3 protein-coding genes are annotated in these 23,289 nt (G+C 38.9%); all 3 read right to left on the bottom strand.

Annotated features, from left to right (window positions below; all coding sequences use genetic code 11):
* Positions 1 to 5,808: non-ribosomal peptide synthetase (locus MK805_RS08420; protein WP_240875135.1), on the bottom strand; the 5,808-nt coding region annotated here is incomplete at its 3' end.
* A gap of 5 nt (positions 5,809 to 5,813) precedes the next feature.
* A complete protein-coding gene (locus MK805_RS08415) occupies positions 5,814 to 16,499 on the bottom strand; it encodes a non-ribosomal peptide synthetase (RefSeq protein WP_240875134.1) in 10,686 nt (3,561 codons plus the stop codon).
* Positions 16,500 to 23,000, bottom strand: a complete 6,501-nt coding sequence (locus tag MK805_RS08410) for a non-ribosomal peptide synthetase (protein ID WP_240875133.1) — start codon at positions 22,998 to 23,000, stop codon at positions 16,500 to 16,502. It lies immediately after the preceding gene.
* Positions 23,001 to 23,289 lie beyond the last annotated feature (289 nt).

Below are 23,289 nucleotides of genomic sequence, written 5' to 3'. Positions count from 1 at the left end.
TCCGTAGTGGTTGACCACTTCTATGGGAAAGCCCTCTGGTGGTGCGATTCTAAGCTGGTCTCCACCTGTCAGGAGATATCTCAGAGCCAGTTTTGTAGGCCACTCCAATCGTAACAACTGTTCTAACAATGGCGTTGGCACAAAACTGACGGTTATCTCCTTGTCGATCAGCCAATCCCATAATCCGACAGGATCGAGGCGAAGGGTTTCCTCAGGCAGGTACAATGCAACACCTGAGGCCAAAGCCGGCCAGATTTCCCAGACCGATGCATCAAAAGCCACTCCTGCGATCCACGTACTCCGATCTTCTCCCTTCAAGTAGGTGGTACGATGCCAATGAATCAAGTGGGACAACGACGCATGGGATACCGCTACTCCTTTGGGTTGACCTGTCGAACCAGAGGTATAGATTAAATACGCCGTATCCGCCGCGGCAATCGAAATGTTCAGTGGAGTTGTCGCTTCTCCCATCCAATCCACATAACCCGTATCCAAAGAAAGGAGCTGTACAGCCGGCACATCGATTTCTACTTGGCTGCCCGTCAACACCAACTGAACCCCTGCATCTTGTAAAAGATACCGAATGCGATCTGCTGGATAGTGGGGATCGATGGGCAGATAAGTAGCTCCTGTCTGTAAAATCGCCAGCATCCCCACGAGCATCGCAGGGCTTCGATCGCTGCATAATGCCACTACTTTTCCTCGACCGATCCCGCGTTTCTGTAAATAGTGAGCCAGTTGGGTGGCTTCTTGCCAGAACTGCTGGTAGGTGTAGGTTGCTTCTTCTGCTACGATCGCTGGTGCATCGGGAGTCGCTGCCACTACACGGGCGACTTGCTCCACCACCGAGACAAAGGGCAATGCTTCCTTTCCCCCATTCCACGCCAGCTGTTCCTGTTTTTCTGTTTCGGTGAGCAAGGTCGCATGGGTAATCGATGTCTCCGGATGATCGATCAGATGCTGCATCAACTGGTGCAAATGACCGGCCATCCGAGCGATGGTCTCTTCTTCCCACAAATCCGTATTGTAGGAAAAGGTCACGTTCATCCCCTGTTCCCATGGTGCTACATGCAAGGCTAGATCAAACTTAGTTGTCGTTTGGGGCAATGCCACTTCTTCGATCATCAATCCCGGTACTTCTGGTGCTTGCCATGCTTCGTTTTCTACAGAAAACATCACTTGGAACAGCGGCGAATGACTCAAATGACGATTCGGTGCGACTTCTTCCACCACCCGTTCAAAGGGAACAGACGAATGTGCATAGGCCTCGATGGCAGTGGTCTTCACCCGCTCTAATACTTCGTTCCACGTCGGTTCTCCCGATAGGTCATTGCGAAACACCAACGTATTGACAAAAAATCCAATGAGAGATTCCCATTCGACTTGGGATCGACCAGCGACCGGACTTCCTACTGCAATATCGGTGGCTCCAGTATACCGAGACAATAACGTTTGAAACACGGCCAATGTCGTCATATAAAACGTCATTCCATGCTGCTGGGAAATCTGGGCTAGTCCTGTTCGAACTGCTTCTGGCAAGGTCACCGAATACGTAGCTCCCGTAAACGTCTGCTCTTGCCCTCTTGGATGATCCGTGGGGAGATCGAGCACAGGCAAATCGGACAACTGCTCTTTCCAGTAGTTCAACTCCTGCACTATCTCTTCACTTTTCATCCATTCCTGTTCCTGCAGGGCGTAATCGGCATATTGAATAGAAAGTGAAGCAACTTCTTTCCCTTGATAATATTGAAAAAATTCATCTGTCAAAATCTGCAAAGAAACTCCGTCTGAAACAATATGGTGCATGTCAAACAAGAGATACCAATGTTCATCTGCCAATTGATATACACACAACTTGGCTAATGGTCCTTCTGTAAGATCCAAATCCCTTATTAAAACTTGATTTATCCAGTTGTTCCCTTTTTCGATCGGGTTTTCATACAAACGTAAATCTTCATATTGGAAACAATCATCCGAAGGTTCCGTTATCCTCTGATATAACTGTCCGTCTTCAAAATAAAAAGTTGTACGTAGAGCAGTATGTCTTTGAAGTAAGGATCGATAGCTTTCCTCTAACTTGTCACGAACTAATTTCCCTTTTACTTCTAAAACAATTGGCATGCGATATAAATTACGTCTAGAAGCATACTGTTCAAAAAACCATAATCGTTTTTGTCCAAAAGATGCAGGGATTTCCCTCGGTTTTTCCACTTGTTTTGAAAAAAGAAGCGGATTCCTTGCCTGTTGTTGCAAAAGCGGAGCTAATGTTTCAATTGTTGGCTTGGTAAATATAGATTGTAATGGTAGAGAAACCCCACAATTTTTTTGAATTCGAGCAATGACTTGTGTTGCTAACAATGAATGCCCGCCAATAGAGAAAAAATTGTCTTGTATACCAAAATGGTCATGCCCTAGAACCTCTGACCAAATACGATATAACTGTTTCTCTTCCTTACTCACAGGATGATAATCGGGTTGTTGATTATTGTTTATAAAGGCATATTGTGCAGCTAGCTTCTTTCGGTCTACTTTTCCATTTGAAGTCAGTGGAAAAGTAGATAATTCGATGAAATTACTCGGAATCATATAGGCTGGAAATTTACTCTCAAGCCAAGCCTTCCAATCACTTTTTTTATTTGTTTTCAAATAAGCAACTAACTGTTTATCACCTTGCCTCGTTTCTTTGGCAAGTACAACAACATCACTTACTGCTGGATGTGTTGTCATGACTGCTTCGATCTCACCAAGTTCTACACGAAAACCACGAATTTTCACTTGATGATCCATTCGACCTACAAAATGTATCAAACCATCCTGATCAAGACGAACCAGATCACCAGAACGATACAATCTGCCTTTACCGGCAATAGTTACAAATTTTTCAGCTGTAAGTTCTGGTCTGTTGGCATAACCTAATGCTAAACCATCTCCACCAATGTACAATTCTCCTGGTACACCAAGTGGAACTTCCATTCTATTGTCATCTAAAATATACACATAGGTGCCATTTATCGGTCTTCCAATAGGAACAGATGTATCCCCGTGCCAATCTGCTGGAATCGGATAGCAACAAGTGAAAGTTGTATTTTCTGTTGGACCGTAACCATTGATCACTTGTGGTCCATTATGCGCTAATATTTGTTTTACATGGCTTGCAGAAACAACATCTCCACCAGTTATCAAGTATCGAAGGCCTAAAAGTGAAGAAAGATGTTCTTCCACCATGAGGCGAAATAACCCCGCTGTCAACCATAATGTTGTTATTTGGTTTTGTACAATGACATCACTAATCTCTTCTAAAGATGGAATTTCAGGGGGCATAATTACCAACTTCGCACCATTTAAGAAACATCCCCAGATTTCTAATGTAGCAGCATCAAAAGCAACTGGAGCCAATTGTAAAAAAACATCATCCGGTGTAATTTCCATATAATTCGGTTTTTGAACGAGACGAACAATTCCTCTTGCAGTGATCTCCACGCCTTTTGGTTGACCTGTTGATCCAGATGTATACATCACATAAACAAGGGAATCAATCGTTGCCAGTGAATCATAATTGCTTGTGCTCACTTCACGTAAATCCATTTGCTCCCATATTACCATGGAGAATGGTACATCTTGAAATCGATCTTGAAACTTAGCAGAAGTTAATGCTAAAGATAGTTTTGCATCAGATAACAGATAAGCAAAACGTTCTTTAGGATACTGAACATCAAAAGGTACATAGACAGCACCTAACTTTACGATTGCAATCATACTGATATAAAGTTCCATCGAGCGCTCGAAGCAGATACCAATTCGATCGCCTGCTCCAATTCCTTGTGCAGATAAATATCGCGCCACTTGATTTGCTCTGTAATTCAACTCTTGATAAGTACAGCATTCTCCACGCAATTGCATTGCGATAGCATGTGGATTTTGTTGTGCTTGTCGCTCAAACAGAACGGGAATAGACTGTTCTTCATATGTTTTTTCGGCATGATGCCACTCCAACGCTTCCTTTTTTTCATTCTCTGTTTGTATACTTACTTGATGAACACAAGAATTTCGGTCAGAAGTCATGCTAACCAGCAGCAACTCTAATTGCTCGAGCATTCTTTCTATAGTAGTAGCTGCAAATAAATCTGAATTATATTCCAAAATAGCACGAAGTTCTTCATCTTTTTCTAGCATGGTCAACGTCAGATCAAATTTTGCAATAGACTGGGATAATAAAATTGGTTCAAACTGTATAGAAGAGTCCATTGCGGTGTCTAAATCCATATTTTGCAAAACAAACATAGCTTGAAAAATTGGCGACAAGGAGGTTTGCCTATCTGGTGAAACTGCTTCCACAACTTTATCAAATGGAACCTCTTGATGAGAAAAAGCATCTAATACGGTATCTTTTACACGCCCAATCAATTGATCCCATGTTGGATTCCCTGATAAATCTGTTCGAAGTACAATGGTGTTAACAAAAAATCCAATCACTTTCTCCCATTCAGATTGAAAACGACCTGCGACAGGACTTCCAACTACAATATCTTTTCCTCCACCATATCTGGATAAAAGTAATTGGAATGCCGTGAGTAAAACCATATATAAACTCGAACCAGTCGATTGTGCAACTTGGTGAAGCTTACGAACCAAATGAGACGAAAAAGTTTTCGTTATACTTGAACCTCGATAAGATTCTTTTTCACATCTAGGATAATCAGTCGGTACTCGTGTCATAGGAAGGTTTTGTAATTTTCCCTTCCAATAAGCCAACTGACTGGCTTCTTTTTCCCAGTCTTTTCCTTGTTCGTAAGCTGCATAATCAAGATAATCAATTTCATTTGCCGGTAATTGTATACCATCATAGAGAGCAGCTAAATCTCTAACAAGTACCCCCAAAGACCACCCATCTATAACAAGATGATGAGCTAAAATCAGCAGTCTCCATTCATTTTTCAATTGATATACATAAATACGAAATAAAGGACCATGTAAAAGATCAAATGTTTGTTCCAAGTCATGGAGCATGCAAGATTCTACGAATTTCTCAGGTTGTGCTTCTTCTCTTAAATCTTGATAAAAAAACCAATCTGAGAGCTGAGTATGTAAATGTTGTTCAGGAATTCCATCTTCATTTGCACGAAAAGTAACACGAAGAATAGGATGTCTATGAATCAAGTGTTCAAATGCGTGATAAAGTCTTGTAAGTTCTACTTTGCCTGTCAACTTATAAGCAGCAGGTACAGAGTATACCGTTGTATTAGGGATAAGTTGCTCCCAAAACCATATTCTTTGTTGCGCAGAGGAAAGCACGACAGGTTTTTGTTTATCTAATGCAGCTTTGGCGGGAGTACTTGATTCTAGCTGAGCATCAATATACTCAGCTACTTCACATATAGGAACATCTAGTATACAGTCAGCTGAAATATCTACTTCAAAAGTTTCTCTAAGGTGTTCTATCATATTTTCAACAACATGTTTTTCAGAAAAAAGGTCATAAACGCTTGTATATGTTTTATCACCCCAAATTCCCCATATTTCTGCAACTAATTCTTCTGTAACGGTGCTAAAAGAAACAGAAAAAGAAGTTTCCTCCGCTTTTTCAAGCGAAGGAACTTCTACAAATATGGTAGAATCGAGATTATCAACTTCCATCGATTTTAAATACTGTCGAAGTTCAAATCTTTTAGGAACTCTTGATTTTTTAGAGACAAAATAAACAATTTGCTTATTTTGCTCTCTTTTGATTTTCACACACGTTAGGAAAGGATGTTGCATTAAAAGAACTTCTAATGCTTTGCCCTTTGTGTTTGTATTTTTATTGTCCACTCTGGTCATCCCTTTCTTACAGAAGCCTTACGAAGAAGATTTTGTTTTATTTGCTTTACTAACTCATGAATCGTCGGAGATTCAAATAACACCTTAAGCGGAAGGTTACAACGATACAATTCATTTACTCGAGTAATAATTTGAGTAGCCATAAGGGAATGACCCCCAAGCTGAAAAAAATTATCCTCTATACCGATTTTTTGCTTTGATCCGATTACTTCCTCCCAGATGGAGACAAGCCTCTGTTCCATGGGAGTACTAGGTGCAACATAAGATGATGTAGGCTGAATTTCCAAATCTAACAAGGATGCTTTGTCGATTTTTCCATTTTCTGTAATCGGAATTTTCATCAACCAATTGATTGATGACGGATGCATGTAATCTGGTAACTTCTGCTTTATTAATGTAAGCATTTCCGTTTGTAAATCTCGGTTTGCCACAACAAAAGCATGTAACACTTTCTCTCCATTTGCTTGTTCTTGCATAAGTACCACGGCTTGAGTCACTTCTTCATGCTCCATCAATACTGCTTCAATCTCTCCAAGTTCAATTCTATATCCCCGAAGCTGCACTTGATTATCTTTTCTCCCAATGAACAGTAATTGACCGTCCATTCCATAGCGAACAATATCTCCAGTTTGATAAACTCTGCCTAATTGGGAGTGATGGATAAACTTTTCTATTGTAAGATCCCTTTGTTTTCGATAACCATTGGCTAAACTCTTTCCAGATAGCCACAATTCTCCAGGAACACCAATTGGAAGTTGTTGACCAAACTCATTTACAACAGCGACTGAGGTTCCAGCTATAGGGAATCCGATCGAAGGAAGATCCTGCCTATCCCCATCTGCATATACCACACCAGATGTGGCAACAACTGTATTTTCTGTAGGACCATAGTGATTTACTACTTTTATCGGAAATGATGCTGGTGGATATCGGCGAAGCTGATCTCCACCAGTGAGCAATACACGCAATGAAGTTGCACTTGGCCAATCCAATTGGAAAAATGCTTCACAGATAACCGTAGGAACAAAACTAATGGAAATATTAGCTTGAATCAACCAATTTTTTAAACGGCTAGGAGAAAGCCGATTTTCCTCTTCACCTATTATCAATGTCGATCCACTTGCTAATGCTGTCCATATCTCCCAAGCAGAAGCATCAAATCCAACCCCAGCTAACATAGAACACCTATCCTCGCGAGTAAGCTCATAAGTAGCTTGATGCCAATCTACGAGTTGTTGCAGAGATGAATGAGTGATCTCCACTCCTTTTGGATCTCCTGTCGATCCCGAAGTATAGACAACATAAGCTAGATGATGTGGCTGAACTAATCGTGTATGGATAGTTGGCATACTGATCCAATTTGCTTTATCTGTATCCATACATATCAAATGCTTATGGGAAGCTTCACACTTGGATTGGAAGGAACTATCTGTAATAATTACGTTCATCCCTGAATTTTGGATCATGCTGTTAATTCGATTCTCTGGATAAGCTGGATCAATCGGTACATAAGTAGCTCCTAGGAGATGAATCGCTACCAAACTTATCACTAACTCAATAGACCGATCCAAAAGTACACCAACACAATCTTCCGGTTTCACTTCTGCCATTCGTAAATAATAAGCAAGCTGTGCTGCATTTTGATAAAGTTCACCATATGTCAGAGTTCCCGTAGGACTTTCGATGGCAATATGATCTGGTGATTCTGTAGCATGGATTACAATTCGTTCTAGTACCGATAAAGGATTCGACACCTCTTTTGTTTGATGCCAGTTTTGCAGTTTTTCTTTTTCCTCTTCCAACAAAAAATTTAGTTCTGCAATTGTTCCGTCATTGGATTGGACAAACTGCTGAAGAAGGCTGGTAAACAGACGCATAAATCGCTTAATTGTAGCTTCATTAAAGCTGCTGCTGTCATACATCCATTTAAAAAATAAGCGTTCTCCAGGCGATACTACCAATACGAGAGGGTAATGACTATTCTCTATCCCTTTTAACTCTGAGATTTGAACGCTTTCCTTTTCTAAAGAACTCATTTGGTAATTTTCCATTACTAGCAAATAGTGAAACAATGGCTCCTCCGCACCTGCACCAGCCCAATCAGCAATTTTGGTTAGTGGAATATAAGCATATTCTTCTGTATCTTTTAGTTGTTGTTGCAATCCGATAAGGTAATTATCGATCAGTAAATTTTTGTTCAAGTCAATTCTTACTGGAACCGTGCTGATAAATGGTCCGACGATTTGTTCCACACCATTTAAAGAACCTGGTCTACCTGAAACTGTCGTTCCATATAGGAGATGAGACTGACCACTATAGGCTGATAGGAAAATGCCCCAAACTGCTTGAATAACTGTATTCATGGTTACCTTTTGTTGTTTTGCAAACAACTTGATTTGTTCCGTCCATTCATCTGACAAAAAGGTGACCCATTCTTCATGAGCAGATTTACTTCCATCATCGGCTTGTATTGCTATTACTGCAGCACTTGCATCTGCCAATTGATGAGACCAGTAAGATTTGGCTAACTCCTCATCTTGTTCTGACAGCCATTCGAAATACTGTTCATAAGAACCAACAGATGGTAACTGTAATCTGTGCTGTGTTAACAGTGATTGATAGATTTCCAGCAGTTCGTCTAAAACAATCGGCATACTCCATCCATCAAGCAAGACATGATGATAACTCCATACTAATCGATGTTCTTGTTTCCCAATCGTAATGGCCTCCACACGCATTAAAGGAGGTTCAGTCAGCTCAAATCCTTTTTTACGGTCGTTTACTAAAAAGTCTGTTAGTAATTGTTCTTGTTCAACTCTACTTTTATCAGACCAGTCCATTTGATGAATGGGAATTTCCAAGTGATTCCATGCAATTTGATGTGCCGTACTAACCCCTTTCCACCAAATCGAAACAGTTAATTGGGGATGCCTTTCCACTAATTGGTTCCAAGCTTCACGAAAAGCTGTAACATTCAGTTCGCCTGTGATCTTCATAGTCATTTGAATGACATAAGCTTCCTTATCATTTTCATAGAGACTATGAAACAACATTCCTTCCTGAAGTGGACTCAAAGGGTAAATACTTTTCACATCTGATAGTTTCGGTACTTTTAAAAGCTCTTCTGTAGATAGTTTTGCTGATGGAAAATCAACTAACATCGGTTGCGGCTTTTTAGCCATGCAATGTTGGATAAGTAAATTCAGCTGTTGCTGATAAAGTGTTATCCAAGATGTAATCTGAACTTTCGAAAACTGGAGTGGATCATAAGTAAATTTCACTTGAAGCTGATCATCTTGGATTGCAGACCACACATCTAAAGCATAGGGACGGCGAAAAGCAGGATCTATTAAACTCCCTATTCCTTCTGATGTAGAAGTTTCCCAGATAGAATCTGGATCAGCTTGAAACTGCCCAAGATAATTAAAACTAATTTGGGAGCTGGATGACAATTCTCCCATTTTTAAGTATTTTAACATCCCATACGTTATTCCTTGTTTCCTAGCATGAGATAGTTGTCTTTGAACAATCGGCACTAATTGTTCCCATTTTTCAGCTTCAATATTAAATTTAACTGGATAGATAGTTGTAAACCATCCAATTGTTCGAGAGAGGTCTGTCCCATCTGCAATCGATTCTTCTCGTCCATGTCCTTCTAAATCAATAGATACAGTATCATTACCTGACCAAGCATGATAGGAATTCACTAGTGAAGCCAGCAGCAACTCCGAAACATGAGCTCTATAGGCTTGAAAACTTTGAGTTACAAGTTGTCTTGTAAGTTCTTTTGTCAACCGGAAAGAGATCTCTTTCGCATCTGTCTGCATATTTTCACTTTCTCCGATGCATACCGGCAATAATTCATCTTTTCCAACTTGTTGTTCATTCCAAAAAGCAATTTCTTTTGCCCAATCACGAGATTGGGTAAGTTTTAATAATGTATTAGACCATGCTTGATAGGATGTCGTTTTAGCAGATAATACCGGTTCTTTTCCCATCTCCAATTGCTGATATATATCAGATAAATCTTCAAGAATAATTCTCCAAGATACACCATCAATAATGAGATGATGCGCCACCAACAATAATTTATCTGCTTGTTCGATAGCATGTTTAAAATAGATAGCACGAAACACAGGACCTTCGTTCAAGTGAAGACTTGTTTGTGTTCTCTGGCCTACTTGCTTAATCGCTTCCATCTGTTCCTCTTCTGAAAGCGAACTAATATCCAATACCTGAAATGGTACACTAGCCGATATCGTGCTATAAGATTGACGCCATCCTCTGTCTGTCTCTACGAATCTCAATCGGAATGAGTCATGATGTTCCATTAATTTCTCTAAGGCAGCAGTAAAAATAGAGGCAGAAAGGGGTTGCTTTAAAATAAGCAACATTGCTTGGTTAAAATGATTGGGATTGTCCATCTGTTGCTCAAAGAACCAAGTCTGTATTGGCGTAAGCGAGACTTCACCTACAATTAATCCTTGATCATGTTTGGTTTCTTGTACTAATTTTGCAACTTTCGATAGTTCTAAGATGGTTTGGTGGCTAAACACTTGTTTGGCAGTAATGGCTATACCCGCATTTTTTGCCCGTGCAACCATCTGAATGCTGATAATTGAATCTCCACCAAGCTGAAAAAAGTTATCATTTACACTGACCTGTTCGATGTTAAGTAATTGCTCCCATATTTCTGCTAATTGACACTCTATCTTTGTACAAGGAGCAACAAAAACATTTTCATCTACTAATTGATCCCATTTTGGTTCGGGAAGATTAGCACGATCTAATTTTCCATTTTCCGTAAGTGGCAGAGATGGTATAAAAATGAATAATTTCGGCAACATATAAGCGGGAAGTTTTTGAGCTAATTCATCCTTTACATACTGAGTATCATCGCCATCCATTTCTACGTAAGCTACTAGATTGTTGTTTACAACCAATACTACCGATTCATGGACCCTGTCTAATTGTGCTAGTGTAGCTTCTATCTCTCCCAATTCCACCCGATAACCTCGTATACTAACTTGTCGATCGATCCTGCCTTGAAACTGAAGATTTCCATCAGCCATCATCTTCACACGATCTCCTGTTTTGTACAAACGACCATATATAGGATGTTGAATGAAAGATTGTTCGGTTTTTTCCGGCAACTCATGATACCTTGCTGCCAACTGATTTCCACCAATGCATAATTCACCAGGCACACCTATCGGAACCGGCAATCCATTTTCATCTAATACGTGTGTACGTACTCCATAAATCGGTTTCCCAATAGAGGGAGACCATATTCCTTTAGATGGGACAAGACCTGCTGTAGTTACTACTGTATTTTCTGTAGGACCGTAATGGTTGTAAATTGGCACTGGGAAATCATCTGGAGGATAGACATGCAGCTGATCTCCGCCAGTTAGCAAATATCGTAAACTTCCTCCATTTGCCCAAGGAATAGAGAGCAGCTGTGCAAGTAATGGTGTTGGAATAAAGCTAATGGTAATACCTTGACTGATTAACCAATCTCGCAGCTCAGTTGGATCCGCTTTTTTCTCTTCATTCGGTATTATCAATGTTCCCCCAGCTGCTAAAGTTGGCCAAATTTCCCATACCGCAGCATCAAATGCTGGTCCTGCCAACATTGTTGTCCGATCTTCAATTGTCAATTGGTAGGATTGACGATGCCACTGCACCAAGTTATGAAGCCCTCCGTGTGTGATACACACTCCTTTCGGTAATCCAGTTGATCCACTCGTGTAAACCATATAAGCGAGCTGATTTTCCTCAATTGGAGAAAATGGAGCTTCTATTGGCATATGGTCCCAAGAAACAGGATGTTTGTCCATGACAAAGGTGGTTGTTGCTAATCCATCAAGCCACCCAGTTAGGTGATGTTGCGTCAATAAGACAGATGCACCAGAGTCTTCGATCATAAAAGCTAATCGATCAAGTGGATATGTTGGATCTAGTGGTACATAACATGCTCCTAGCTTCATCACACCTAAAAGCACTACAACCAATTCAGGACAACGATGAGAGCATATGGCCACTCGATCATGCTTTCCAACTCCAATAGAACGCAAAAACAATGCTAATTGGGTCGACTGTTGTTCTAATTCTAAATAAGATAATGATTTTTGATCTTCTACTACTGCTAAACCTTCTGGGACTATTTCAACTTGTGCTTGAATTTGTTCAGTTAATGATCGGAAATCAGAACTAACTTTTTCTTCCGATACAGACCATGAATGAAGCAATTCCTCTTCTTCTTGGCACAATAAAGAAAAGCTTTGGAACTTCTGATCCAAATCACGAACCATTTCTTGTAAAATATGTTCGTAATTTTTCATGATACGCCGAATGGTCTTCTCTTCAAAAAGATTACGATTGTATTCAAATGTTAAAAATATACCCTCTGGCTGCTCTGTTGCAGTGAGAGTCAAATCAAATTTGGCAGATGGGAGAGGAACTGGAATATGTTGAATAACAAGATTTCCGTTGGTCTGCTTTTCGTTGGAAATTGACTGCATAGCAAACATTATTTGGAACAAAGGTGATTCACCTAATTTTCGATCTGGAGCTATTGCATCCACCACTTTTTCAAATGGTACCTGGCTATTGGCGTATGCTTCAAGTGATACTTCTCGAACCAGCTGTAACAGATCTGTCCATGTCGCAGCCTTATTCAAATCTGTACGAATAACGATCGTTTCTACAAAAAATCCTATCAACCCTTCTAACTGCTCATCATTCCTTCCCGCCACAGGACTACCAACTACAATGTCAGTTTGACCAGTATAACGGCTTAACAACACTTGGAATGCAGAAAGTAATACCATGTACAGCGTACAACCTTGTTCATTACTCAACACTTTTAAGTCTTCAGACAAAGAAACAGATAACGGATGATACAAGGTATTTCCTTCATAAGATTGTTCATTTGGTCTAGGAAAGTCAGTTGGCAGAACAAGAGATGGCAAGTCTAACAGTTTTTCTTTCCAATATGAGATTTTCCGATTCCAACTTGTTGATTCAGCCAACTCTTCTAAATATAGGGCATAATCTACTGGCTCCAATGGAAGAGTTGGTAGATCAATATCTTTTTCTATTAAAATACTTTCATAAACTTGGAAAAGCTCCCGAGATAAAATAGACAAGGACCATCCATCTGCGATCAAATGGTGCATTAAGAAAAATAAATAAAACTCATCATCAGCAAGTCGGTACAACTTTACCCGAATTAAAGGCGCAAAATCTAAAGAAAATGGAACTTCTATCTCTTTTTCAATTTGCAATTTAGCCTCTTGCTCTGGACTTTTAGCAGAACGAACATCCATCTCTTCCAAGGAAATAGATAGGGTTTCTTCAATCAACTGATAAGGAACACCATCTTCTTGATAAAAAGATGTTCGAAGTGCTGGATGACGATCAATCAGATAACAGATTGCTCGTTCCAAACCTTGTTTTTCTATATGACCTTCTATTTTTAACACGAAAGGCAAGTGATACACATGTTTAAAAGGTAAGACTTGTTCTAAAAACCAAATTCTCTTTTGAGATGGTGAAAGCGGTAATTTTTCAGTATGTTGGTATCTTCTAATTGGATCATTTTCTTCTTGATGAGTATGTAACATCTGATCCAGATCCCGCGCTAATTGCTTAATAGTCGGAGATTGAAATAAAGAACGAATTGGCATTGTCACTTGGAAAATTCGTGATATTCTCGAAATAACTTGCGTCGCCAACAGAGAATGTCCGCCTAAAGCAAAAAAGTTATCGATTGTAGATACGCTTGTTAATCCCAATACTTCCTTCCAAACTTCCTTTAAAATCTCTTCTAATGGGGAATCATTCGTGGGAAGAATGACATTCACCTGTTCTATTTGCCTATCTAAGAGTGCTTTCCGATCAATCTTTCCATTAGGAGTCAAAGGAAACTCATCTATCTCAATAAAATGGTTAGGCACCATATAAGAAGGCAAAAATGAAGTGAGATAATTTTCAAAATCAAAGTTATAACCTTGACCTATTACATATGCGATCAACTGATTTTCTTTTGCTACTACAATGGCCTTTGTAACCCCTTGATGTTTTTCTAAGATATGCTCAATTTCTGCTGGTTCAATGCGAAACCCTCGAATTTTAACTTGATGATCCAATCTGCCTAAAAACTTGAACTCCCCGTTTTCTAGCAATACTGCTCGATCTCCTGTACGGTAAAGTTTCTCTTCTGAACGAAAGGGATGATTGACAAACTTTTCTGCGGTTAAAGTAGGATGATTCAAATATCCAGCAGATACTCCAGCTCCTCCAATGTATAATTCTCCAGGTATGCCGATTGGCATCAACTTACCATATTCATTCATCACAAATACTTCTGTATGATCAATCGGCCGGCCAATAGCAGGAATTTCCGCTGAACCTTTCTCTACTAAAGAATAAGTAGAATAAGTGGTATCCTCAGTCGGTCCATATAAGTTATAGACTTTTTCCACATGACCTAATTCATAAAGCTTTTGTGCCAATTGATTGGTTAACGGCTCTCCTGCCAGATTTACCGTTTTTACGTTAGAAGGTATAGCATCAAGCTCCAATAATTCTGCAATAGCAGAAGGAACCGTATTTATGAGGGTCACTTGTTCCTTTTCATTCAATTCCGCCAATTCAAGTATATTTTCAACTCCAATAACCATTCCGCCATTACTCAGAGGAAAAAACAACTCAAATACGGATAAATCAAAGCAGATGGAAGTGGATGCTAACACTCCTGCTCTTTCTTCTGGTGAAAATATCGTACTAGCCCATTGCATCAAATGAACAGCATTACAATGATTAATCATTACACCTTTTGGTTCTCCTGTAGAACCCGAAGTGTAGATCACATAAGCAAGTGACATATTACTTCCCTCTAACTGTAAGTCTAAAGATGATAAAGATGCCAAAAGCTCCGTCACTTGATCATATAGTATTGTTTCCCCTCGATATGCAGGCAGATCAAAAACTACATCCGAAGTACTGATCATTAACTTAGCTTTTGCGTCACTGAGTATGTACGATAACCTCGCCTCTGGGTAAGTCAGATCAATGGGAAGGTAGGCACCGCCCATTTTCCAGATGGCATAAATGGCAATCACCATTTCAATGGAGCGTGGCATACCGACTGCTATCACATCTCCTGCCTGGATCCCTTTTTGTAAAAGCAGACGTGCCAATTGATTAGAGCGATTGTTCAATTCTTGATAAGTAATCGTTTCTATTCCCCAGCGAATAGCAATTTTATCGGAAAATAGGCCTACTTGTTTTTCCAAAAGTTGATGCATACGTTCATCAGAAAGAATGAAAGCAGAATCAGACTGATTCCAAGAAAAAATTTGTTGTTTTTCCTCTATAGTTGTCCATTCTAAAGAGGATAGACTTTGATCTGGCATCGCTAGCATCTGCAACAAAATATGTCGAAAGTGCGAAGCAAACGCATTCACTTTTGTAGATGACAGAGTCGAGTTGTATATCCATCTACAACGGATTTCTTCATTTGGGATAACCATCAAAGTCAATGGATAATGAGACCGCTCAATCGATTCTTCTATCACTAAAGAAAAATCTTCTTGTTTCCATTCTTCTGAGGGGTAATTTTCATAAACAAATAGGTTATCAAATAAACTGACGTCCCCTGCTACTTGACTGTATGCCCCTATATCAGCCAATGATGTATGTTCATACATCCGAATATCTAGCAATTTTTGTTGCAATTTTTGTAGCCAATCTTGTATTTCATCTTCACATGTTACTGTCCCATGTACTGGTACAGTATTCATATGCATACCGACACGATTCTCATAATTTTCTAGTAAAGCAGACCGTCCTGAAACAGCCATTCCAACAACTATATCTGATTTTGAGGTAAATAAGCTAACCGTCAGCATCCATGCTCCAAGCAGCAAAGTAGATTCTGTAATATTTAACTGTTTTGCGATCTGTCTTATTAATTTCGTTTGTTCGATTGAAAAAACAAGATTGTGCTCAGATGGTATTGTTAACGGAGATTGCTCATGGATTTTCTGATCAGATAACAATGTTGGTTCTTCTATCGAAGTTACTTGCCTACCCCAATAATCTAAAGCTTCTGACTGATCATTTGCTTCTATCCAAGCCACAAACTCAGAAAACGCAACAGATTCCTGGAAGTCTGTCCTCCCATAATAGAAATCAAGCAGCTCTTTTAATACGATAGAACAACTCCAACCATCCAAAAGCAAGTGATGAAATGTCCATAAAATTCGGTACTGTTTCTCTGCAACTTTGATCATTGTAACCCTCGTTAGAGGAGCTTCTTGTAGATCAAAGCCTAACTCCCTATCTTGAATAAGCAATTTTCTCCATGACTCTTCTTGGCTTTTTTCAGTAAGATGACTCCAATCTTTTGTCTCAAAGGGTATATTCCCTTCTTCTGAAACCACTTGAAGAGGAGCAGACAACTCTTCCCAAAAAAAAGCAGTGCGAAACACGTCGTGACGCTGTACTATATGTTTCCATGCCTGTTCAAATCGAATCAAATCTATACAGCCATGGAGTCGAAGACACAATTGATTTACATACACACCAACAATTGTGTCATCCAATGAATGAAACAATATACCTTGTTGAGCAGGTGTCAAAGGATAAACGTCTTGTATTCCTTCTTGCAACATTTATCGGCCCTTTCTCTCCTGGATTTTGGAAAAAATTTTAGATAAGTCGGAATCCTTTATTTTACTATTGTTCCCTGTCTTCAACTTTCGATCTTTTTGATTGAAAGACATACACGCCTCATGAAATGCGGCAGCAAAAGCAGAAATGGTATTGGCTCGATAGAGCGCTCTACTATAAACCCAGGAAACAATCAAATTGCCATCTTGAATGTAACAATTGATCTCAATCAGATAAGGACGATTTACTTCTTGATATTTACGCGGTCCATAAAAAGACAAATGGTTAAATATCCCATCTTTTTCGATCATCTGATCAAACTGACCCAAATAATTGAAACAAATAGGTGAAGTTTCCGTATTCCTTATCTCTTCATCTCTGATTAAATACCGTAAAATTCCAAATCCTAAACCTCCATTAGGGATGCTTTGAAGTTGCCGTTGGACAATCCGGATGCCATCTTTTGTAGCATCTCCTTGAAAGAGAACAGGAAATATACTCGTAAACCATCCAATTGTCCGTGAAACATCTAAATCTTCCCTTTGATGATCCCTTCCATGTCCTTCTACATCTAATCTCAATATTTGCTTCCCAGACCACTGTTGATAACCTTTCCATAGTGCCGTTAGAAGCAGTTCATTAATCTTTACTGTGAATGACTGTTCAAGTAAATTTTGGGTTTCCTCTTTGGTAAAGACTTGTATATACTCCTCCACTTGGGTATCTGTGTTTACACCATCTTGGTAATCTACTGGAAAACGATCGATGGAAGGCCGAATTATTTCCAGCCATTGCTGTTTCTCTTTCTGAGTGAGTATGGAATCTGCACTGTAAAGCTTCAAATGCTTGGACCAATTAGCATAAGATGTAGTTTTTGGTGGAGGTGCCAAAGGTACCCCATTTTCCAGCTGACGATATAGTCGATTGATATCATCTAGCAATATTCTCCATGAAACACCATCCACCGCTAAGTGGTGAACAACAAGGATTAATTTCGAAGCTTCTTCTTTTTTTTGGACAAAAGTTGCATGTATTAATGGACCATCTGTAATATTTAATTGTTGTTCTGATTGTCGATGTATTTCTGTTAACGATGCCTCTTTCGCTTCCACAACTCGGAAAAAAGAATGTTTTTCTCTTTCTACATTCCTGCATGTCCAATGGTTTTGTTCTTTACGAAATCGAAGACGCAAAGCATCGTGATGTTCGATTACTTTTTGTAGAACTTGTTCCAAGTAAGAGGCTTTCACTCTTTTCTCAAGTGTAAGGATCATCGATTGATTCCAATTGTTATAATTAGGTATATTTTGATAAAAAAACCATTCCTGGACAGGAGTAAGCGCTACTTCACCAGTAACAACACTTTGGTCAATGGACAGTTTTGATTTATTTCCTGCTACAGAAGCCATCTTACCAATCGTCGGATGAGTGAAGAAATGTTTGGGACTTATTTGTAAACCAACTCGCTTAGCTTCTGCGATTACTTGTAAACTCATGATAGAGTCTCCACCTAATTCAAAGAAACGATCGTTGATTGCGACATCATCTTTCTTCAATACTTTTTGCCAAATAGTCAATAGTTTCATTTCTATTTCATTTGTTGGTTGCATGACTTTGTTCTCATTATGATTCTCATTAGGTTCAGGTAGTAACTTTTGATCAATTTTTCCATTTAAGGTCAATGGAAAAGAAGATAACTCTACTACATGATTAGGAACCATATAAGAAGGTAATTTGTTTTCTAAATATGACTTTATGGAAGGCAACTTCAGTTCTTTTCTATCCTGTTTTTTTGTAATATAAGCTATTAGTTTTTGCTCTTTGACAATCACAACAGCATCTTTTACCATAGGATACTCACAGAGTGCAGCCTCAATTTCTCCTAATTCAATACGGTAACCTCTCACTTTGACTTGAAAATCCGATCTACCAATATAAATAAGCTCTTGTGTTGGCGAAAATTTCACTAGATCACCCGTACGATACAACTTTCCATATTTAGAATGATCGATGAATTTTTCTTTTGTCTTCTCAGGTTGACCAATATACCCTCGGGCAACTCCTGCCCCTCCGATACATAGTTCACCAACGGTACCATTAGGAGCGATTTGAAGTTCGGAGTCTAATATATAGACATTGGTATTAGAGATAGGTTTCCCAATTGTTGGAGACTCTTTTTCTTCTCTGGATACAAGTGCATAAGTACTATAAGTGGTACATTCTGATGGTCCGTATAAATTGTAGACTTTACGTATAGTCTTAATCTGATATAATTCATCGACAAGTTTCCTAGTTAAAACTTCTCCAGCAAGGTTTATCGTAGTTACGGATGATGGTATACCTAATGCAACGAGGGCTTTTGCCGCAGAAGGTACTGTGTTGATAAGAGTAACTTCATGAGCTGCTGATAGAGATGGTAGAGAAAGTGCATTTTCAGCAATAATCACTTTACCACCTGACAACAAAGGTACAAATACCTCAAAGATAGATAAGTCAAAACAGATAGAAGTCCCAAATAATACTCCAGCCAATTCACTTGCTGAAAATACGCTTTTTGCCCAATGTACTAAATTCATCGCTTGAAAATGTTCAATGGCAACACCTTTTGGTTTTCCTGTAGAACCTGATGTATAAATGAAATAAGCAAGATCATGTACATCTTGATTCATCTTTGTATCAGATTTCGGGAAATTTTGCCAAACACTTCTTGTAACAGGTAATATTGGTGCTTCGAATCCCTTCAGTTTTGATTCCATATCAGGTTCGATTAGTACCAAAGATGCCTTTGAATCCTGGATCATATAAATCAAGCGATCTTCTGGATAAGAAGGATCTAATCCAACATAGGCTGCTCCGGTCTGTAATACAGCCATCATCGCCACTAATAATGGATACTTTCGTCTGAGTGCAATGCCAACTACATGCTGACTGCCTATTCCTCTCGCTTTTAACAAATGAGTAAATCGACTAACATCATCTTTCATCTGTTGATAAGAGATATGATCAAGACCATCTACTACTGCTATCGCTTCCGGTGTTTTTCTGACTTGATCCATCCATGCTTGGTTTAACGTCCGAACAGGAGCTTGTACTTTTTCTCCGAGACCCGCTTCAATGATCTGTAGTTCTGTTTCTTTCGATATACTAGAATACGAGTCAATAGACTGATTTGGATTTCGTAATATTTGCTCTAAAAGAATGATAAAACTTTGTGCTAATTGTTGCATAAGGCTCTCTTCAAACAGAAATGAATCATATTGCCAATGCAACAATAATCCGCCTTCGTATTCGGCAATTTTTAATGTTAAATCAAACTGGGATGTAGGATCTGGCAATGCTACACTTGTCAGTTCCCTTTTTCCCCATTTTAGTTTTATATTACCTGCTCCAAGCGATATTGCTGCTGTCTCAGGAACATATACTGTTTGTTCAAATGCAAGCATTGCTTGAAAAATCGAGGAAATACTTGAATCACGATGAATAGTAAGATGTTCTACTAAATCAATAAAGGATATCCCATTCTCAAAAGACTCTTGTACATGTTGAACTGTTTGTTTTAACAATTGAATGAACGTAGGAGAATTCGACAAGTCTCCTCTTATAGCAATGGGATTTACCATGTAATTCATTTGTTTACAGGTAGTAAGGCTCGATCTAGTTGTGACAGGTGAACCAATAATCACCTCTTTTTGTCCGCTGTATCGAGATAAAACCAATTGATAGACAGCTAATAAAACTTGGTAAACTGTTACTGCGTACTCTCTAGCAAATGTTCGTATAGATTCAACCAACTCCGATGAAATTTTCGTCTCTATCGTTCGCCCTTGAAAAGATTGATTCAATCCTCTGGATCGTTTTTGGGGCAAAGACAAAACAGGCAATACACCAGCTAACTTTTCTTTCCAGTAAGTAAGGGGAGACGCAGTTAATGGTTCTTTCTCCATCTGTATTGAAATATTGGAATGTAAAACTACTTTTGTCCCTGCTTCTAAAGCCAGATAACAGGTGCGAAGTTCAGAAAGAAATATATCCAATGACCATAAATCACAAATAATATGATGAAAACAAAACAAAACAGTATACGAACCATCCAAATGTTTGTATAAATTTGTTCGAAACAGTGGAGCTTGTTGTAAATCAAATGGCTTATAAGCATCCTCCATCAATTGTGATGTAAAATCTACTATTGCTTCTTTCTCCGTCCAATCAAGAGATACGGTCTCCTGTACTTGAAAAAATAATTTCCCATCCTCTTTTTGCTGGATAGAAGAGCGCAAAATGGGATAATGACCAACAAGTTGATGAACAGCTTCAGACAAAATATACTTGTCTAATTCTTTTGGAAATCGAATAGCCATCGGCATTAAATAAGCTGCATTTTGAGGATATGTTTCATAAATATACCAAAGCGCCTCTTGTCCTCGATTCAAAGGAATTTCGTTAGTAGTAATAGAGGTTGGATTTAAAGTTTTAAATTCATTTGGATATTCAAGTAATTGAGAATGAATACAATTAATAAATTGATCCCAAGTCCAAGAAAGCAATGTTGCAATGGAAGGCAATTCAACATTCCAATGTTGCTCTGATAAAAATTTAAATTGAAGGATTTTTATAGAATCAAACCCGAAAAAAGAAAGCTTTTCATTCTCCCATTCCGTTCCAATTTCTTGTAATCCTAATAAACCAACTAAATCTGATTGCAACTCTACTCGTTGCATAGAAGGAGTTAACAAACTCCATTTTTGCAAATCAAACTCACCTTCATTTACATACACAGCAGAAGTATTCTTCTCTATCAAACGATGTACTGCATTTAGGTTATCTGCCAGATAAGCCTCTTTGCAAGCTCGGCGCTGTATCTTCCCACTTGATGTCTTCTTTACACTATTTTCTTCTATAAGGACAAGTTCAAAACATGCTACTCCATGCTCTTCTAGCAATCTTTGCCGAATTTGGTGTGCTAGATGAGAAACATCTATGAGTTCCCGTGCATTTTTCCTCAACTCTTGTACAATGATCAGTTTTTCTTCGTTTTCATGATCAATGGAGAATGCCGCGCCACAACCTGGGCGAATAAAAGAAGAACAAGATTCTACTGTTAGCTCTAAATCTTGTGGATAAAGATTTCTTCCTCGAATAATAATAAGATCTTTGTATCTACCAGCAATAAACAATTCATCGCCCACAAAATAACCCAAATCACCAGTTCTTAAATATGGGCCATCACCATTTATCGAAGCGGAAAAATCTTCCTTTGTTTTTTCTGGTCGATTCCAGTACCCATGAGCTACACTACTTCCCTTGACCCATATCTCACCTATTTCATTGTTTTCACATAAGGTTAAAGTCTTAGGATTTACAATTTTGACGGTCAATCCTGTTCCAACAGATCCACAACTGACAACCATTCTTGAATCTTTCGAATCTGTAAGGCGAACTTTTCCATGGTTTAAATCAGAAATAGAAACAGATTGATAATTTGGTTTCTCATTCCATTTTGCTCCAGTGATAAATAACGTAGTTTCAGCCATTCCATACATAGGATAATGCGCCTCTGCACGAAATCCATGAGGAGAGAATACTTCTGTAAACTTTTCTAAAGTTTGATGCCTGACTGGTTCTGCACAATTGACTGCAACTCTCCAACTGCTTAGGTCTAAAGATGCTCGCTCTGCAGGTGTGATTTTTCGGATGCATAAATCAAAGCCAAAGTTCGGACAACAAGTGGTCGTACCTCGAAAACGATCAATCGCTTTTAACCATAGGTATGGATTTTCAACATACTGATAAGGTGACAGCGAGACAGCATGAAAACCAGCAAACATTGGTTGAATCACACAACCAATCAAACCCAAATCATGAAAAATAGGAAGCCATGATACGCTAACATCATCTTCCGTATGTTGTAATCGCTCACAAATAATTGCCGAATTATCCAACATATTACCATGGCTTACCATGATACCTTTGGGATCACCAGTGGAACCTGAACTATACTGCAAATAAGTGACTGTGTCTCGATCTACATTGGCCTCTTTCCAAGACTCTGCCCACTCATCAGATAATGTATCCGTTGGAAACCATTCCATATCCAAACCTACTAAATCCTTACTTTTTTCCACATCTATTTGGTGTAAAACATCTGTTGTTGTTAAAGCAATCTTAGCTCCTGCATCTTTCACGACTGCTTGCAAACGAGCTGTTCGTCGATGCTGTTTTTCAGGTGGATAGCCTGGAACTGCTATAACTCCTGCATATAAACAAGCATAAAATGCACTGATAAAATCAAGTCCTTGGTGATACAACAACATAACTCGATCACCTTTTTGGACTTTGCTTTGAAGCCATGCTGCAATTGCTCTGGCTCGTATATCCAATGTTTTATATGTATAACTCACTACATCTTTATTTCCATCTTTTAGAAAGGTGTATGCTTTTCGATTTCCTTGATATTGGGAACGGTATCTAGCGATATCGATCAAGGTTTTAAATATTTTATCCATGATTCCTCCTTAATCTATCAAAAAGTTCGATACGGAAGAAAAATACAGTCATTTCTACATGATGAATTTTTTGGAAATTATAATGACATACTATCAGAATAAAATGAGTTGTGTCAATGATCGGACACCGTTTGTAATAATTCTGCATATTCATAGCCTGCAAAAAGGTTGCTAGCAATTATCCTCTATAGGAACAGGGGACTTCTTACGCAAGGATGTTAAAAATGTGATAGAATCTTTTTCAAGATACTTGTGAAAAAGGAATGAAGTTATCCATGACTACACAATC

Source organism: Shimazuella soli, from assembly GCF_022511585.1.
Lineage (GTDB): Bacteria > Bacillota > Bacilli > Thermoactinomycetales > Thermoactinomycetaceae > Shimazuella > Shimazuella soli.
The sequence above is the reverse complement of the archived record's forward strand: the minus strand, read 5'-3'. Positions and strand labels throughout refer to the sequence as shown.

Excerpts from the sequence above, each read along its gene's own strand:
- MK805_RS08410 (WP_240875133.1), bottom strand. The coding sequence starts at position 23,000 with ATGGATAAAATATTTAAAACCTTGATCGATATCGCTAGATACCGTTCC.
- MK805_RS08415 (WP_240875134.1), bottom strand. The coding sequence starts at position 16,499 with ATGTTGCAAGAAGGAATACAAGACGTTTATCCTTTGACACCTGCTCAA.